Here is a 16074-nt window from a genome sequence, read left to right as displayed (position 1 = left end):
GGGCTACCACGCCACCAGCAGTTCACGGGGCCCCCGGATGAAGCCCTTGCTCTGGAAGGGCACCTCCTCGGGGGCGACCGCCAGCCGCAGGTCGGGGTAGCGCTCCAGCAGGGTGGAGAGCATCACCTCGGACTCCATCCGGGCGAGCATCGCGCCCATGCAGTGGTGGGGGCCGTGCCCGAAGGACAGATGGGCGGTGCCCCGCCGGTCGAAGTCGACGGTGTCGGGGTCCTCGAAGACCCCGGGGTCGCGGTTGGCGGCGAGGTAGGAGGCGTAGACGGCCTCCCCCGCCCGGATCAGCGCACCGCCGACCTCCACGTCCTCGGTGGCGATCCGGGGCAGCCCGACGCCGTTGCGGTGCGGGATGTGCCGGATCAGCTCGTCCACCGCCTGCGGCAGCAGCTCCGGTTCGGCGCGCAGCCGGGCCAGCAGCTCCGGCCGGGTCAGCAGGGTGTACACCATGTTGGCGCTGTTGTAGCGGACCGCGTGGGCACCGCTGACCAGGATCGCGGTGGCCAGCGAGACGGCCTCGGCCCGGGTGATGTCCCCGGCTTCCAGGGCCTCGGCGAGCGCCCCGGCGAGATCGTCCGAGGGCTGCTCGCGGCGGGCGTCGAGCAGTTCCCCGATGAAGGCGGTGACCTTCGCCTTGGCCTCGTTGCCCGCCTTGGGCGTGGTCATGGACAGGATCACGTCGCCGAAGGCGAGCAGGCCCTCCCGTTCCCCGCGCTCGACGCCGAGCAGATCGCAGACGACGGCGAGCGGCAGCGGGGTGTGCAGGTGCGCCATCAGATCGGCCGGGGAGCCCTGCTCCTCCATCCGGTCCAGGAGGGTGTCGCAGGTCCGCTGGGCGAGGGGGCGCAGCCGTTTGGTGGCCCGTCCGGTGAACGCCTTCTGCACGCTCTTGCGCAGTCGGCTGTGGTAGGGCGGATCGGCGTAGTTGAGTCCGGCGGTGGAGGCGACCCGGTGGCCGGACATGCCGGTGACGGTGGTCTCGGCGAGGGCGGCGCGGCTGAAGCGGGGGTCGGAGGTGACGAACTTGACGTCCTCGTAGTGGGTGACGAGCCACGCCTCGTGGCGGTCGCCCGCGAAGGGGAGGGTGATCCGGGCGACCCGTTCCCCGTGCAGCACGTCGGAGAGCAGGGGATCGAAGGAGAGCCCCGGCAGGTCGTCGACGGCCCAGTCCCGCACGGGGTGGCCGTCCGCGCCGGTCGGCGGACGGGAGGCGCCCGCCGCCCCGGCAGGGGGCGTGGTGTCGGTGGTGCCGGGCCGGTAGTTCATCGTGGTCGTCTCTTCCGGTACTGGTGGCGCCGCCCTCGGGCGGGCCCGCACGACGGGCCCGTCCCGGTGGCGCGGGGGCCGTCCGGGGCGGTCGGGCCCCTGGTCGTGTCGATGCCTTCCCGCCGGGGTGCCCGCCCGACGCGCCCCGGGGCCCCCGACGCCTGAACGGAGCAGACGCCCGCCGGGGCGCGGGCCCGTCCGGCGGCCGTGACACCATGCCCCGGGTGTGCGGGCGGGTTCCCGCACCAGGCCCTGTCGTCGCACCGGCGTCACCGCCCGGAGGGCGGACGGACGTGCGCGCCGGACGCCGTACGGCGGACGGACGGTGTGACCGGCGGGGTCCAGGGGGCCGTCGAATCGCTCGGGAGGACGCTGGTGGGGCGGAACGTTGGGGTGGCGGTGCTGGGCGCGGGGCGCATGGGGGCGGACCACGTGCGGCGGATCGACCGGGTCACCCCGGGCGCACGGGTGGTGGCCGTGGCGGATCCGGATCCCGGGCGGGCGCGGAGCGCGGCGGCGGGCGTCGAGGGGGCGCTCACGCACTCCGATCCGCTGGCGGCGCTGGACGCGCCCGGGGTGGACGCGGTGCTGGTGGCCTCGCCGGACGAGGCGCACGAGGAAGCGGTGCTCGCGGCGTTCGAGCGGGGGCTCCCGGTGCTGTGCGAGAAGCCGTTGGCGGACAGCCCTGCGGGAGCGCTGCGGGTGGTCGAGGCGGAGGAGCGGCTCGGGCGCAGACTGCTGCGGCTCGGCTTCATGCGCCGTAGCGACCGGGACTATCTGCGGCTGCGGGACGTACTGGCCTCGGGGCGGCTCGGGCGGCCCCTGATGCTGCACTGCGTGCACCGCAACGCGGCGTCGCCGCCCGGGTTCGGTTCGGACATGCTGGTGAGCAGTTCGGTCGCGCACGAGATCGACGCGGCGCGCTGGCTGCTGGGGCAGGAGATCGTGGCGGTGACGGCGCTGCGGCCCCGGCCGTCGTCGTTCGCCCCGCCGGGGCTCGCCGATCCGCAGTTCGTGCTCTTCGAGACGGAGGGCGGGGTGCTGGTGGACGTGGAGGTCTTCGTGAACAGCGGCTTCGGCTACCAGGTGCGCTGCGAGGCGGTGTGCGAGCGGGGGACGGCGCGGATCGGCGCGGAGACGGGTCCGGTGGTCGAGTCGGCGACGGGGGCGGTGCGGGAGGTGCCGCAGGACTTCCTGCCGCGTTTCGCGGACGCGTACGACCGGGAGGTGCGGTCCTGGGTGGCGGACGTCCGGGAGGGCCGGACGTCCGGGCCGAGCGCGTGGGACGGCTATGTGGCCGCGCTGGTGGCCGAGGCGGGCGTGCGGTCCGGGCGGACCGGCGCCCGGGTGCGGCTGGAGACGCCGCCCAGGCCCGCCCTGTACGCGCCGTAGCGGGACCGGGGTCGCGAGGGGCGCGCCCCCGGGCGCGCGGGACGCCTGGCGACCCGCCGGTGCCGACGGTGGCATCGGTGCCGGTGGCGCCACCGGGGGCGCCGGTTCCGGTGGTGGCGTGCGCCCCGGGCACACGGGACGCCAGGGACGACCGCCCCTGACGGCAGCCGCCGGGGCGGTCGTCCCTCGCGTCCGCCGTCTTCCCGCCGGTCGCCGGACGGCCCGGGGCACGGACGGTACGGAACCCCGCCGCCCAGGCCGTTGCGGGCGAACCCCGGACAGCCCGGGGTCCGCCCGGACGGTACGGCGGGACGGGGTCGGCGAAGGCCCTCACGGACGGGCGGCCCCGGCACGGGGGCGATCAGCCACCCCGCGCACGGGCATGGGGGGACCAGCCACCCCGGGGGTGAGGAGCCCGTGTTCGACCCCGCCCCACGCACGGGCATGGGGAACCACCTCACCTACGGGCGGCGGGCGGTCGCCCCGCCCACGGGCGGCCGGACGACCACCCCACACGGGCAATCGCACATTCATCGCGTTTGTGATCCCAGCCACGCACTCCACCCGAAAATCCGGCACTTGCCCCGAGGTGCCCCAAGAGCCGCATTCCCACCGGAGCGGATTCGCGCACCCGAGCGACGACCCCGTGCCACCAGGCACGCACACGGAGTGGGCACCCGGATCGATCGCGCGGCCGGCGCGGGAACCAGATCCTCCGCTTCGCCTCTGACATATGCCCGAAGCACCCCCGTCCCGGGTGTCCACAAAGCCCTTACGACCCCCACCCCGCTGTGCGACAGTCGTACCCGGTCCCCCCTAGCGATCCGAGTCGGCCGCGTCGTCCCCTCACACCCTCCCCGCGCTCCCTCATCTCCCTCACCGGAGTCACGCCATGCCACCCCCTGTCTCCGCGGATCGGCCCGGTCTCCCGGCGGACGCCCCGCCCCCCGGTGACCCGGTCGCCGCCCTGCTCGCCCAGACCCGTCGGCTGCGGGGCGAGGTCGACGCCGTGCGCCGCGCCGCCCCCGGGGACGAGGACGCCCACGGACGCTGGCGGAACGCCCTGTACGACCTGGCCCTGCACCAGCTCGGCGATCTGGACGAGCACCTCGCCCAACTCGACCGGCACCCCCTCGCCGACGGGGAGGAACCCGTCGGCCCGGCGCCCACCGGGACGCCGGCCCCGGCACCCGGCCCCCCGGCCCCGCCCGGCCGGGTCGGGAGCGCCGAGTGGAACCTCCTGACCGACGAGGCCGTCTGGTCCGACGGGCTGTACGCGGTCCTCGGCCTCCCCCCGGACAGCTCCCCGCTCACCCTCGACGAACTCCCCTCCCTGGTCCACCCCGAGGACCAGCCGCTGCTCACCGCGATGGTCACCGGCTGCCTGGTGGACGGCAGGCCCTTGGACGGCCGGTTCCGGATCGTCCGTCCCGACGGCACCGAGCGCACCGTCCACATGGCGGGGGAACCCGTCCCCGACGCCGACGGCGGCACCGCCGGGATGTGGGCCGTGCTGCGGGACGTCACCGCGCTGGGGCGCACCGAACGGGCGGTGCGGGAGAGCCATGAGTCGCTCCGGCACGCCCAGCGGGTCGAACGGGCCGCCCACGAGGTCGCCGTCGCCCTCCAGGAGTCCGTCCTCCCGCCCTGGGGCGGCTCCCTGCGCTACCCCCGCCGGGGCGCCGGGGCCCTGGACCTGGCCGCCCGCTATCTGCCGTCCGCCACCAGCGCCCTGACCGGCGGCGACTGGTACGACGCGCTGGAACTGCCCGGCTCAGAGGTGCTGCTCAGCGTGGGCGACCTCACCGGCCACGGGGTCACGGTGACCTCCGGGATGGCGCTGCTGCTCGGCGCGCTACGGGCCACGGCGGTCTCCGGAACGTCCCCCGGGCCCCTGCTCGAAGTGCTCAACCAGCTGCTCGACGCCTCGGTCCAGCCGTCCCTGGGCAGTACGGTGGTCTGCCGCTACCGGCCCGCCGACCGCACCCTGACCTGGGCGCAGGCGGGACACCCCGCCCCGCTGCTGTTCCGCGACGGGACGGGGCGCGCGCTGCCGCCCCCGGACGGCGTGCTGCTCGGCGCCACCACCGGAGCGGTCTACGGCGAGGCCGAGGCCCGGCTGTGCCCCGGCGACCTGCTGGTGCTGTACACCGACGGACTCGTCCCCCGGAGTTCCGGAGCGGCCGCCCGGCGACGGCTGTCCGCGCTGGCCCCGCGGTTCGCGACGGCCCGCTCCGCGCGGGAGTGCGTCCGGACGGTGGTCGAGGAGTTCGACGGCCCACGGCGCGAGGACGACGCCTGTGTCCTCGTCGCCCGGGTCACCGACTGACCCGCCGGGGTCCACGGCCGGTCCGGGCGGGGGGCGGGAAGCGGCGGGGAGCCGAAGGCTGCTGACGGAGCGTCAGACCACGGTGGCCCCGTCCCCCCGGCGCCGCTCCTTGGGCATCGCCCGCTGGATGTCGGCGCGCAGTTCCCCGATCCGGGCGGAGTCCGAGTACTGGCTGGTCAGCCGGTACATCTCGCGCAGCCGGTCCCAGGTGCGATGGGAGGAGTTGGCCCCGATCGAGGAGAGGGCGAGCCGGGCGTAGACATCGGCCTGCTCCGGGTCGTCGGCGATGAAGCACGCCGAGGCCATCGAGATGTGGTCGAAGATCTTCGACCGGTCGTGCCCCTCCTTGCGCAGGTCCAGCGCCCTCAGCGCGTGCCGTCGGGCGGTGTGCGCGGCGGCCGGTTCGTGCTCGGCGAGGGTGCGGTAGGCGAGGGCCTGCATCCCGTGCAGGTCCGCCTCGTCGAACATCTGCATCCAGCTCGGTGGCGGGACGTCGCCCCGGTCGGAGACGAACAGGTCCTCCGCGTGCCCGAGGGTGCGGCGCATGGCCTGACCCCGCCCCATGGACGCCTGCGCCCACGCCTCGATGGTGTAGAGCATCGCCCGGGTGCGGGGCAGGGTCTCGTCGCCGGAGCCGGACTGGGCGAGCTTCATCAGGTCCAGGGCGTCGTCGGGACGGCCCAGGTGGACCATCTGGCGGGCCGCCCGGGAGAGGGCCTCGCTCGCCCGGGGGCGGTCGCCGCCCTCGCGGGCCGCGTGCGCCGCGATGACGAAGTACTTCTGCGCGGTGGGTTCCAGGCCCACGTCGTGGGACATCCACCCGGCGAGGACGGCGAGGTTGGCCGCGACGCCCCACAACCGGCGCTGGATGGGCTCGGGGTGACGGTACGACAGCATGCCGCCCACCTCGTTGAGCTGGCCCACCACCGCCTTGCGCTGGAGCCCGCCGCCCCGGGAGGCGTCCCATTTGCGGAACACGTCGACCGAGGTCTCCAGCCCCTCGATCTCCTGGTAGCCGATCGGGGCGGCCTCGTAGCGGTCGGCTCCGGCGGGGTCGGCGTACGACGGGTCGAAGGAGTAGGGGCCGTCGGCCGCGAGGGCGGGATCGGCGTGCAGCCAGTCGTGCATGGCTCCGCTGAGGGCTGAGCCGGCGGCGAGCGCGGCGCCCGCGCCCACCAAGCCGCGTCGGTTGAGCATGAGGTCCATTCCCGTGAAGTCGGTGAGGACCGCGGCCGTGTGACCGGGTGCCCACGTCACGCCCCCGGGATGGTTCCCACCGCCGGTGGCGCGCCGTTTGCCAGGGCGCCCGTGCCGCACCAGACCGAGGTCCTCGATGGTCACGACACGGCCGAGCCGCTCGGTGAACAGCGCCGCCAGCACCCTCGGGACCGGATCCCTGGGGATCTCCCCCATGTCGATCCAGCGCCGCACCCGCGAGGTGTCGGTCGCCAGCTGCGGATGCCCCATGGCCGCCGCCTGCCGGTTCACCGTTCTCGCGAGCTCCCCCTTGGACCAGCCGGTCAGGCCGAACAGGTCCGCAAGGCGGGTGTTGGGTTGTCCGCTCACGTCAAGCCCCCAGGTTCTCGGCTGCCCCGACAGTATCCCCGGGGACCCCCGGGGCAGTTGCTGAGCGACTATTCGCCAGGGTTCGCCAGGGTCCGCCAGATGGTGTGCCACCGTCCACGGGGTGTCAGGTAGGAAGGCGCCTCCCCGGCCCGGTGACCGGAAGGGCACTCCCCAGGGTGCCCCGGTCCGGGGCCGGGGTGGCGCGGGCAAACCGTCGGCACACGAAGGGATCTGTTTCGCCCATGTACGCAGCGTCGTCCTCCGTGTCCGCCCCGCCCCGGCTCCCGCACTCCCCCGTTCCCCGCGCCGTCCCCCCGGCGGGCCGGACGCGCGAGGCACCCCCGCAGCCGGGCGGCGGACCCTATCTGGACCCGACGCGCTCCGCGCTCGGGGGCCGGACACGGCGCGTACCGGGACTCGGCGGCGGGCCGCTCGCCGGGCGGCTCGACCTGTCCGGCCCCCAGGGCACGCAACTGCGCGCGGCCATCGCGTCGGTGCACCGGGTCTGCCCCGAGTTCGCCCCGGTGCAGGTGTTGCGGCGCAGCGCCCGTTCGGTGCTGTTCGTCGGGACCACCAGCCGCAGCACGGCGATCGCCAAGTGCCTGCTGGACCGTTCGCCGGTGTGGGCGGAGCGGAGCAGGCACGAAATAGCGGCCTACCGCTCGTTCGTCCGGCACCGCCCGCCCGTGCGGGCGCCACGGCTGATCGCGGCGGACCCGGACGCCTGCACCCTGGTCATCGAGCGGATGCCGGGCCGGGCGGCGGCCCTTCAGCGGCATCCGGTGGAGGCCCCGTCCCGTACCGATCTGCGGGCCGTGCTGGGCGCGGTGGGGCGGCTGAACCGCTGGCGGCCCCCGGAGGGCGCGTTCGGGCGCCCCCTCGACTACGTCCAACGCATCAACCGGTACTACGAACTGGGACTGCTGACGGACCGTGATCTGGGGGACCTGCAGAAGCTGCTGCGCGGTATCGCCCGTACCGCGCAGTCCGGGCGGCCGGACGGCGGGAACGGGGTGCTCCAGTTCTGCCACGGGGACGCGCTGCTGTCGAACATGCTGCTGTCGCCCGCCGGTCCGGTGCTGGTGGACTGGGAGCACGCGGGGTGGTACCTCCCCGGGTACGACCTGGCGACGCTGTGGACGGTGCTCGGGGACGCCCCGATGGCCCGCCGTCAGATCATCACCCTGGCGCACGCCGAGGGCACCGCGGCGCGGGACGCGTTCCTGGTGAACCTGATGCTGGTGCTGACACGGGAGATCCGCAGGTACGAGACGGCGGTGCAGCGTTCGATGCAGGAGGGTCCGCCCGCGACGGCGGGGCCCGCCCACCCGGGGGCCCTGTCCCTGGGCGAGGAGCACCGGCTGCTGCTGCGGCGGCTGCACGACGACTGCCAGATGGCCCGCCGGGCGGTACGGGCGGCGGTCGGCACCCGCTGAGCGCCCCCCGACGGGCGCCGGGCGGTCCCCGGCGCCCGTCGGCCGAGGGCAGGACGAAGGTCCGTGGAGACCCCCCGACCGGGGGGACGCTCCACGGACCTTCGGTCGTTTCCGGGGCCGGTCCGGACGCCGGACGCCCCCGATGCCCACGACCGCCCTCCCCCGCCTCCCACGCGACCCACGCACAGTCACTCAGGGAAGCGGTATGCCGACTTTTTGTGACCGACGGGAATTCCTCGCCCTGACGGGCGCCACCGATGCCGCCGGGGCCTCGCCCTCACCGGGTGCGGAGCCGACAGCGGAGGCGGTACCGACGGTCCGACCACGCGCCCCCGGCGCGCTGTTCCGCCGCCGCTGACCGCGCTGGCCGGGGTGGGGCACGCGATGGTCGCGGCCTGTGTGACCACGCCGCTGGTGCGGCGCAGCGGCCCGTCGCGGGGGACGGCGCTCAGCGTCAACGCGGCCGGGACGAGCCTCGGCGTCCTCGTGGGCGCGGGGCCCGGCGGGGTGGGACTCGCCCTGGGCGGTTGCCCGGGCACGGCGGCGGCGCCCGGCGGACCGACCCTGGTGGCCCTGGGCTGCGCCCGGCGGTGCGGCCGGGGCGGCGCGGAGGAAGAGCGGTGACGTAACCCCGCGGGGCCCTGGCCTCGCGGGGTCGGGGAACGGTCGGGAACTCAGCCCTGCTGGAACAGTTCGGCGGGCAGCGGCTTCAGCAGGGCGTAGAGGTCGTCGGTGATGGGCCGGTCCCAGGCCGCGATGGTGACCAGGACGCCGTCGTTGCGGTCGAACTGGACGCAGGAGATCCGGCTCTCGGAGAGCTTGAGACGGCGCACGATCAGCAGGTTGTCCCCCTGCATGACGGGGACGTCCTCCTTGCCCGTGACGGTGACCTCCTCCTCGTTCTCCAGGGCGATCAGCAGTTGCGCCACCTCGAAGGGGATCTGGTCCGGGGCGACCTCGCGGGCGGGCGAGCCCTCCGGGAGGTTTCCGATGATCATGGCGGGGCCGCGCCCGCCGAACAGGTCGTACCGCAGGAACACGCCCTGGCAGCTGCCGTCGGGGGCCGGGAGCAGTCCGGCACCGAGGTTCCCGGGCCAGTCACCCGGCTCCATGGCCAGCACGTCGAAGTCGGGGCCCGCGGGTGTCGCGGCGCTGCGTCGGCGGAGGAAGGACATGCGGACATGGTACGTGTCGCGGGCCGGATTCCGCCGTGGGGTTGGGAAGGTCGGGGACCCCTTCCCGGTGCGTGGCGGGCCGCCGTTCACGGTGTACGGCGTCCCGTGCGCACCGCCGCCCGGGAGTCCCGTCTCCCGCCCGGCGGGGGCGGCCCCGGGGCGGGGGCGGGCTCCGGCGCGGGGCCCGGCCGTTCCCGCTCCCCCGCCCGCCGGGGGCCGTGGGAAGCGTCCCGGGGGCCGCGCCGGCGGCACCGCGCGGCAGGTCACCGGCCCGGGCGGGGAAGCGCGGCGCCGGAGGCGGCCGTCCCACCGGCCGGGGTGCGCGAGGGGTTCCGGGGACGGAGTGGCCCGCACCGCGCCGCGCCCCACGGGCGCCGGGCGGGGAGCGCCGTACGCCTTCGCCGTCACGGACGGGGACGCCGGGCCGGATGGTGCGGACGCCCCGCGCGCGGACCGTGGCGCACCGCACACGCCCCGACGGGACTTTGGCTTGATCCGCTCTGGTGCCGATGGCGTGGAAGCGGTTTCGCGCCGGATCGGCGGGCCACCGGCGGACCCGACCGGCCGTCGGCGGACGCGGGTCCCGTACCGGACGGTAGATTGCACCGGTCCAGGACACGGGGCGTGACGACCGCCCCGGAACGGCGAGGGGGACACGTGCGGGAACGGGAACCATCGGCCCCGGTGGACGGCGCGGACGGGGGCCATGGACCGGAGGGGGCGCGGAACGCGGCGCCGGACGGGTCCACGGCCGCCACGGACCCGGGTGCCCTGAGGAGCGCCGACCGGGAGGTCCTCGACTACTGGCGGGCCGGGCTGACCGGGGTCCCCGACGAGGTGTGGGAGCACCCCGGACCGGGCGCCCTGGTCCTCGCGGACAACACCCTGACCGAGGTGCCCGAGCGGATCGGTTCGCTGCGGACGCTGCACACCCTGGACCTGGGCCACAACCGGCTCGACCGCCTCCCCGACGCGCTCGGCGCGCTCACCGGCCTCGACCGGTGCCTCTACCTCCACGACAACCGGCTCACCGTCCTCCCCGACGCCCTGGGAGGACTGCGCCGCCTCACCTACCTCAACGTGGGCGACAACCTCCTGACCGCGCTGCCCGGGACGTTCGGCGGGCTGACGGCGCTGGTGGAACTGCGGGCCCAGGGCAACCGGCTGACCGCGCTGCCCGACGCGCTGGGCGGGCTCGGCGCGCTGCGCGAACTGTGGCTGCGGGGCAACCGGCTGGCCGCCCTGCCCGACTCCTTCGGCGGTCTGCGGGAACTGCGCGAACTGGAGCTGCGGGAGAACGCGTTCACCGTGGTGCCCCCGGCGCTGCGGGGGCTGCCCGCGCTGCGCCGCCTCGATCTGCGGGCCAACGCCCTGCGGACGGTGCCCGGCTGGCTGGTGGAGCTGCCCGCCCTGGAGAAGCTGGACCTGCGGTGGAACCCGGTGGAGGTCCCGGACCGGCTGCTGCGGACGTTCACCGACCGGGGCGGCGTGCTGCTGCGCTGACCGGGGCGCCGGGCGGGGCGGGGCGGGGCGGGCCCGGTGGGCGCCGGGCGCGGGACGACGGAGAGCCCGGCTCCGGGGGCGGAGCCGGGCCCGGTGGTCAGCCCGGGTGCGGCGGGAGCGGGCCGTCCGGCCGGGGGCGGCCCGTGAGGCTCAGGTCGGCCTCACGGCGGTCGGCTCTTCCCGGGCGTCCACCGCCGGTGGCCCTCCGGTTCCTTCCGGTGGGGGTGCCGGGTTCCGCCGGGCGGCCGACAGCCGGGCGGTGAAGCGGGGCCAGCAGAGGAGGACGACGGGGTAGATGGCGTAGCCGACGCGGGTGGCCGGGGACAGCAGGATGGCGACCATCAGGCCCATCGCCAGCCGGTCGGCGGCGGCGACCACGTCGCGGGGCGGGCGGATCAGCAGCGACGCCCCCACGGCCAGGGCGCCCAGCGCGATGAGCACGATGGTGACGGTCTTGCCGTGGGGCACCAGCCAGACGATGAGGCTGCCGAGCAGGGGGCTCTGGGCGGACGACGCCGTGGGGCCGAGGCCCAGCGGATAGAGCACGGCGTTCTGGTGGAACGCTCCGGCGTCCACCAACGCCACGGGCAGGACGGAGAGCACGGGGATGCCCACGGCGGCCGCCGCGCACCGGGAGGCGGCGCGCTTCCCGCCGCGCACCGCGAGCACGGCGACGATCACCGCGACGGCCGGCCAGGCGGTCCACTTCAGCGCGGCCGCCGCCCCCACGGCCAGGCCCGCGCGTCCGGCCCGCCCCTGGTGCGTGTAGGCCAGGGCCAGACAGATCAGCCCGATGACCGGCGGGTCCACGCCCCCGATGGTGAGGGGCAGCGCCACGACGGGGCAGGCGATCAGCCACAGCGCGCCGGTCACCCCGGTGGCGCGCGCGGCGGCGTCCGGGACGGTGCCGGTGTCCCGGCCCCGGGTCAGCACCCGTACGGTGCCCGCGACGGCCGCGAGGAAGCCCACCAGGAACCACAGCCGGGCGCTGGAGAGGGGGCTGTCGCCGAACAGCGCGTACGGGATCCCGAAGAGCGCCATGCCGGGGAGGTAGGGGTTGAAGTCCCGTACCGCGTCCGGTGCCGGGTGGTACGGCGTCCCGGAGGAGAACAGCTGCTCGGCGGCCCGCTCCACGACGCCGACCTCCATCTGCGCCTTCCCGATCACCATCAGGTAGAGCAGCGGGAGGACCGCCGTGCCGACGACCGTGACCACTGCGGGCGTCCGGGCCCACGGCAGGGGGGTGCGCACGGCGGCGAGGGCGCCGCCCGCGTATCCCAGCGCGGCGATCAGGCCCCACGCCTGCTGGGCGGTACCGGCGGGGGACGAGAGCCCCACCACGAGCGCGGACACCGCGCAGACCGCCAGCAGGGGCCGGTCCCACCGCCGTCGGCCGCGCGCGGGCCCGTCCGGGGAGCCGTCGCCCGGCGCCTCGGTGGCGCGGGCGGCGCGTCGTCTGCTGTCCGGGGACGGATGCGGGAACACGGGGATGCCTTTCGAACGGGTCCTGACGCGAGCCGGTGCCAAGACCCTCGCCGCGAGCGGTCCGCCCCGGAGCCCCGTCACCCTTCGGGCGACGGACCGCCGCGGTCACCCGGCCCGATGCCCGGCGCGGGTGCGGCGGGCGCTTCGAGCGCCGGTGGCGGCAGGCCCCGGGCGGGGCGTCGTCGAGGGCCCATTATGACGCAGTCGGCGTCCGGCGCCGTCCGGCCCGTGGTCTTCCCCCGGACGGCGGCGGGCCCCGTCGGCCCCTCTCCGTCGTGACGACGGGCGGGGTCGACGGGGCCCGGCCGGGTCCGTCGGAACGGGGTCGGTCAGTCCTCCTCGGTGCCCTCCTCGGGCGGGACCACCGCGACCGGGCTCGCCGCGTGGAGCAGGACCGCCTGGGTGACCGAGCCCAGCAGCCGGGCGGGCTTGAGCAGCCTGCGGCGGTGGCGGCCCACCACGATCAGTTCGGCGTCCTGGGAAGCGCCGACGATGTGCCCGGCCGGGTCGCCGGGCGAGGCGATCACCGAGACCCGGACGTCCGGGTGCTTCTCGCGGTACGGGGCGACGATCTCCCGGACCAGGGCCACCGTCTCGTCCTCGGCGGCCCGCTGGTCGGACTGCGAGGGGACGAAGCCCCCGGCGGTGGTCCACACGTACTCGGGCCAGGGGAAGGCGGAGACCACGTCGAGACGGGCGCCCATCCGGTCGGTGGCGGCGAAGGCGAACGCGAGGGTGTGGGCGTCGGGGACCTCGGCGGAGGAGCCGACCACGACCCGGGGGCCGGGCTCGACCTCGGTGGGCTCGTGGACCTCGCGGCCCTCCTGCGGCACGATCACCACCGGGCAGGCGGCGTCCCGGGCGGCGGCCATGCCGTTGGAGCCGAGCAGCAGGCTCGCGAACCCGCCCCGGCCCCGGGAACCGAGCACGATCAGCTGGGCCGACTCGCCGAGGCCCGGGATCACCGAGCCGGGCGCGCCCTCGTAGTCGACGTACTCGACGGGCGGCAGGCCCGAGCGCGCCGCCAGCCGGGCGCGCACCTGGGTGAGGACCGGGTCGACCGCGGGCTGCGGGGTGCCGGGGACCAGCACCTCCGGCTGCTGGGCGGGCGCGTACTGGCGGACGTGAACGATGCGCAGACCGGTGTCCCGTCGTTCGGCCTCCGCCAGGGCCCAGTCCAGGGCGCGCAGGCTGCTGTCCGATCCGTCCACCGCGGCGATGACGGGCAGGGTGCTCATGGGATCCTCGTCTCCGACGACTGCGTCGTCACCGGTCCCGCGACCCGAGCCGCGCGACCGTCGTGACCGACTGTTCTCCCGTCAGCCTGTCTCACCCCGGGACCTCATGACAGGGCCGAAGGTCACGTGTCCCCCGCCGAATCACCGGAACCCTCCGTCCGGCGGTGCCCGGGAAGCGGGCCACGGGCAGGGGGCAGGGGCGTCCGGCCGGTCCGGTGCCGTGACGGACCCCGTGGCCGGGCGCGGGCGGGCGGCCCCGGGGACGGGCCGCCGTCGGACGGGGGCGGGTCCCGTCAGGTGAGGTCGAACTCCCCCTCGCGGGCGTCGAGGACGAAGGCGCCCCACTCCGCGGGGGTGAAGATCAGCGAGGGGCTCTCGGGGCGGCGGCTGTTGCGCATCGCGATGAACCCCTCGACGAAGGCGATCTGCACGTCGCCCCGCCCCCGGCTGCTCGACCTCCAGTCGGCGTTGCTCAGATCCAGTTCCGGTTTCTCCCAGCCCGCGCGCGGATGCTGCTGGATGGTGCCGTCGGCCACGTCCGTGCTCCTCCCGGTTCGTCGGTGCGCGGCCAGCCTAGCGACGGGCCCCGGCGCCGAACAGGCCGCGCCGGAAGGGCGGTCGGGGCGGGCGCGCCGCGCGGCGGGGTTGACACGCCGGTGGCCCGGGAACAGTCTCGGCCCGTCGGCCGACGCCCCGGACACCCCCACCAGGAGGACCGCCCATGACGAGCGCCGCACCGGAGGACGACACGCCGACCGAAGCGACGGGAGGGTTCCACGGGATGACCAGACGGGGACTCGGCGCGCTGGCGCTCGGCGGGGCGCTGGCGCCGTTGACGGCGGGGGTCGCGGGCGCCGCGCCCCGGCGCGGGCGGACGGACCGCGCGCCGACGCTGCGCCGGGGCGACGCCCGGCGCGCCGGACTGCTGCCCGGTCATCTGGACCGGCTGGTCGCCGACGCGGAACGGTTCCTGGGGCCGTCCCCCGTCCACCCCTGGTACGCGGGCGCGGTGCTGCTCGCGGGGCGTGGCGACACCGTGGCGCTGCACCGGGCGATCGGATCGGCGGTGCGCTACTCGGGGTACGACGAGACCACCGACACCGGGGTGGAGCTGCCTCCCGGGGAGCAGGTCCCGATGACCGGGGACACCGTCTTCGACCTGGCGTCCGTGTCGAAGCTGTTCACCTCGGTCCTCGCGGTCCAGGCGCTGGAGCGGGGCGCGCTGGTGCTGGAGGAGCCCGTCGCCTCCCGGCTGCCCGCGTTCGGGGCGGCCGGGAAGGAGGGGATCACGGTGCGTCAGCTCCTCACCCACACCTCGGGGCTGCGCTCCTGGCTGCCGCTGTACGCCGAACCGGACCGGGAGGCCCGGCTGGCCCGGCTGTGGAACGAGGAGCCGCTGCGGCCCCCCGGCAGCGGCTACCTCTACTCGGACCTCAATCTGATCGCCCTCCAGCTGCTCCTGGAGCGGCTGACCGGCCGCACCCTGGACGTGCTGCTGGCGGAGGAGGTCACCGGACCGCTCGGGATGCGCGACACCCGCTACAACCCACCGGCCTCCTGGCGGGAGCGGATCGCCGCCACCGAGGACGCCCGGGCCCCCTGGTCGGGGCTGGAGCGGGGGCTGGTGCGGGGCGAGGTCCACGACGAGAACGCGTACGCGTTCGGCGGGGTGGCGGGGCACGCGGGGGTGTTCTCCAGCGCGTGGGACCTCGCGGTGCTGGGGCGCACGCTGCTGAACGGCGGCGCGTACGGGCGGACCCGGGTGCTGCGCCCGGAGTCCGTGGAGCTGATGTTCACCGATTTCAACACCGCGTTCCCGGGGGACGAGCACGGGCTGGGCTTCGACCTCTACCAGCACTGGTACATGGGGGCGATGGCCACGCCGCGCACCGCGGGGCACACCGGGTTCACCGGGACGTGTCTGGTGCTGGACCCGGTGAGCGACGCGTTCCTGGTGCTGCTGGGCAACTCGGTGCACCCGGTGCGGACCTGGCGGTCCGGGTCGGCGCCCCGGGTCGCCGCCGCGAACCACCTGGCCCGCGCGGTGCCGGTGCGTCCTCCCCGGGGGCGCGCCGCCTGGTTCGGGGGCATGGCGAGCGGCGCCGACGCCACGCTGACGCTGCCCCCGCTGACGCTCACCGGGCCCGGGGCGCGGCTGCGGTGCGCGCTGTGGTGGGACACCGAACCGCGCGCGGACGCGCTGCGGCTGGAGGCGTCCGACGACGACGGCGCGTCCTGGCGTCCGGTGCCGCTGCGCGTGCGGCGGCCCGGCGGCGACGGCGACGGCGACGAGGAGCGTCCGGACGGCGCGGTGAGCGGCTGGTCGGGCCGGGTCTGGTACGCGGCCGAGGCCGGTCTGGACGCCTGGCGGGGCGCCCCGGTGCGGCTGCGCTGGCGGTACTCCACCGACCGGGCGTACGTGGGGCGGGGCGGGTACGTGAGCGGGCTGCGGGTGGACGACGGGCGGCGGCGGGTCTTCGACGAGCGGCGGGAGCGGGACGCGGCGGCCCTCGTCGCGGACGGCTGGACGCGGTCCGCCGACTGAGGGACCGGGACGCCGTCTGGGAGCGCGGTCCGTCGGCTGAGGGACGCGGTCCGCCGGCCGGGGCGCCGCTGGCCGGGGGACGCGGTCCGCCGAGCGGAAGCGCGGGCCGTCGGCCGAGGACGCGCGG

General features: G+C 76.1%; 12 protein-coding genes. 6 read left to right on the top strand and 6 right to left on the bottom strand.

Annotated elements, in window-relative coordinates:
* Positions 1–3: 3 nt before the first annotated feature.
* The gene (locus ACVWNX_RS31315) at positions 4–1278 is read right to left on the bottom strand and encodes a cytochrome P450 (protein ID WP_454411561.1); all 1275 of its coding nucleotides are present in this window, start codon (positions 1276–1278) and stop codon (positions 4–6) included.
* Positions 1279–1653: 375 nt separating this feature from the next.
* Between ACVWNX_RS31315 and ACVWNX_RS31310 the strand changes: the two genes are divergently transcribed.
* Together ACVWNX_RS31310 and ACVWNX_RS31305 are read left to right on the top strand one after the other, a co-directional pair.
* Positions 1654–2670 carry a Gfo/Idh/MocA family protein gene (locus ACVWNX_RS31310; RefSeq protein ID WP_454411560.1) on the top strand — a complete coding sequence of 339 codons (1017 nt, stop codon included), beginning with the start codon at positions 1654–1656 and terminating at the stop codon, positions 2668–2670.
* Between the two features lie 892 nt (positions 2671–3562).
* Positions 3563–4999, top strand: a complete 1437-nt coding sequence (locus ACVWNX_RS31305; RefSeq protein WP_454411559.1) for a PP2C family protein-serine/threonine phosphatase — start codon at positions 3563–3565, stop codon at positions 4997–4999.
* A gap of 72 nt (positions 5000–5071) precedes the next feature.
* On the opposite strand, the gene ACVWNX_RS31300 is transcribed toward ACVWNX_RS31305, so the two are convergent.
* A complete protein-coding gene (locus tag ACVWNX_RS31300) occupies positions 5072–6565 on the bottom strand; it encodes a DNA-binding protein NsdB (RefSeq protein WP_454411558.1) in 1494 nt (497 codons plus the stop codon).
* Between the two features lie 242 nt (positions 6566–6807).
* Between ACVWNX_RS31300 and ACVWNX_RS31295 the strand changes: the two genes are divergently transcribed.
* Both ACVWNX_RS31295 and ACVWNX_RS31290 read left to right on the top strand, forming a co-directional pair.
* Positions 6808–8001 carry an aminoglycoside phosphotransferase family protein gene (locus ACVWNX_RS31295; RefSeq protein ID WP_454411557.1) on the top strand — a complete coding sequence of 398 codons (1194 nt, stop codon included), beginning with the start codon at positions 6808–6810 and terminating at the stop codon, positions 7999–8001.
* Positions 8002–8400: 399 nt separating this feature from the next.
* On the top strand, positions 8401–8625 hold the full coding sequence (locus ACVWNX_RS31290; protein WP_454411556.1) for a hypothetical protein: 225 nt from the start codon (positions 8401–8403) through the stop codon (positions 8623–8625).
* Positions 8626–8675: 50 nt separating this feature from the next.
* Here ACVWNX_RS31290 and ACVWNX_RS31285 read toward each other — a convergent pair whose 3' ends face one another.
* Positions 8676–9176 carry a hypothetical protein gene (locus tag ACVWNX_RS31285; RefSeq protein ID WP_454411555.1) on the bottom strand — a complete coding sequence of 167 codons (501 nt, stop codon included), beginning with the start codon at positions 9174–9176 and terminating at the stop codon, positions 8676–8678.
* Positions 9177–9947: 771 nt separating this feature from the next.
* Here ACVWNX_RS31285 and ACVWNX_RS31280 point away from each other — a divergent pair.
* A complete protein-coding gene (locus tag ACVWNX_RS31280; RefSeq protein ID WP_454415009.1) occupies positions 9948–10679 on the top strand; it encodes a leucine-rich repeat domain-containing protein in 732 nt (243 codons plus the stop codon).
* A gap of 150 nt (positions 10680–10829) precedes the next feature.
* Here the strand turns inward: ACVWNX_RS31280 and ACVWNX_RS31275 are convergent, their stop codons facing one another.
* From ACVWNX_RS31275 to ACVWNX_RS31265, 3 genes are all read right to left on the bottom strand, one after another.
* Complete coding sequence (locus ACVWNX_RS31275) at positions 10830–12164, bottom strand: glycosyltransferase 87 family protein (RefSeq protein ID WP_454411554.1); 1335 nt, start codon at positions 12162–12164, stop codon at positions 10830–10832.
* Between the two features lie 329 nt (positions 12165–12493).
* Positions 12494–13402: a universal stress protein gene (locus tag ACVWNX_RS31270; protein WP_454411553.1), complete on the bottom strand. Its 909-nt coding sequence runs from the start codon at positions 13400–13402 to the stop codon at positions 12494–12496.
* Positions 13403–13695: 293 nt separating this feature from the next.
* A complete protein-coding gene (locus ACVWNX_RS31265) occupies positions 13696–13938 on the bottom strand; it encodes a DUF397 domain-containing protein (protein WP_454411552.1) in 243 nt (80 codons plus the stop codon).
* Between the two features lie 185 nt (positions 13939–14123).
* Between ACVWNX_RS31265 and ACVWNX_RS31260 the strand changes: the two genes are divergently transcribed.
* On the top strand, positions 14124–15947 hold the full coding sequence (locus tag ACVWNX_RS31260) for a serine hydrolase domain-containing protein (RefSeq protein ID WP_454411551.1): 1824 nt from the start codon (positions 14124–14126) through the stop codon (positions 15945–15947).
* The last annotated feature ends 127 nt before the right edge of the window (positions 15948–16074 follow it).

The sequence above is a fragment of the Streptomyces sp. JNUCC 64 genome (assembly GCF_054484115.1).
The sequence above is the reverse complement of the archived record's forward strand: the minus strand, read 5'-3'. Positions and strand labels throughout refer to the sequence as shown.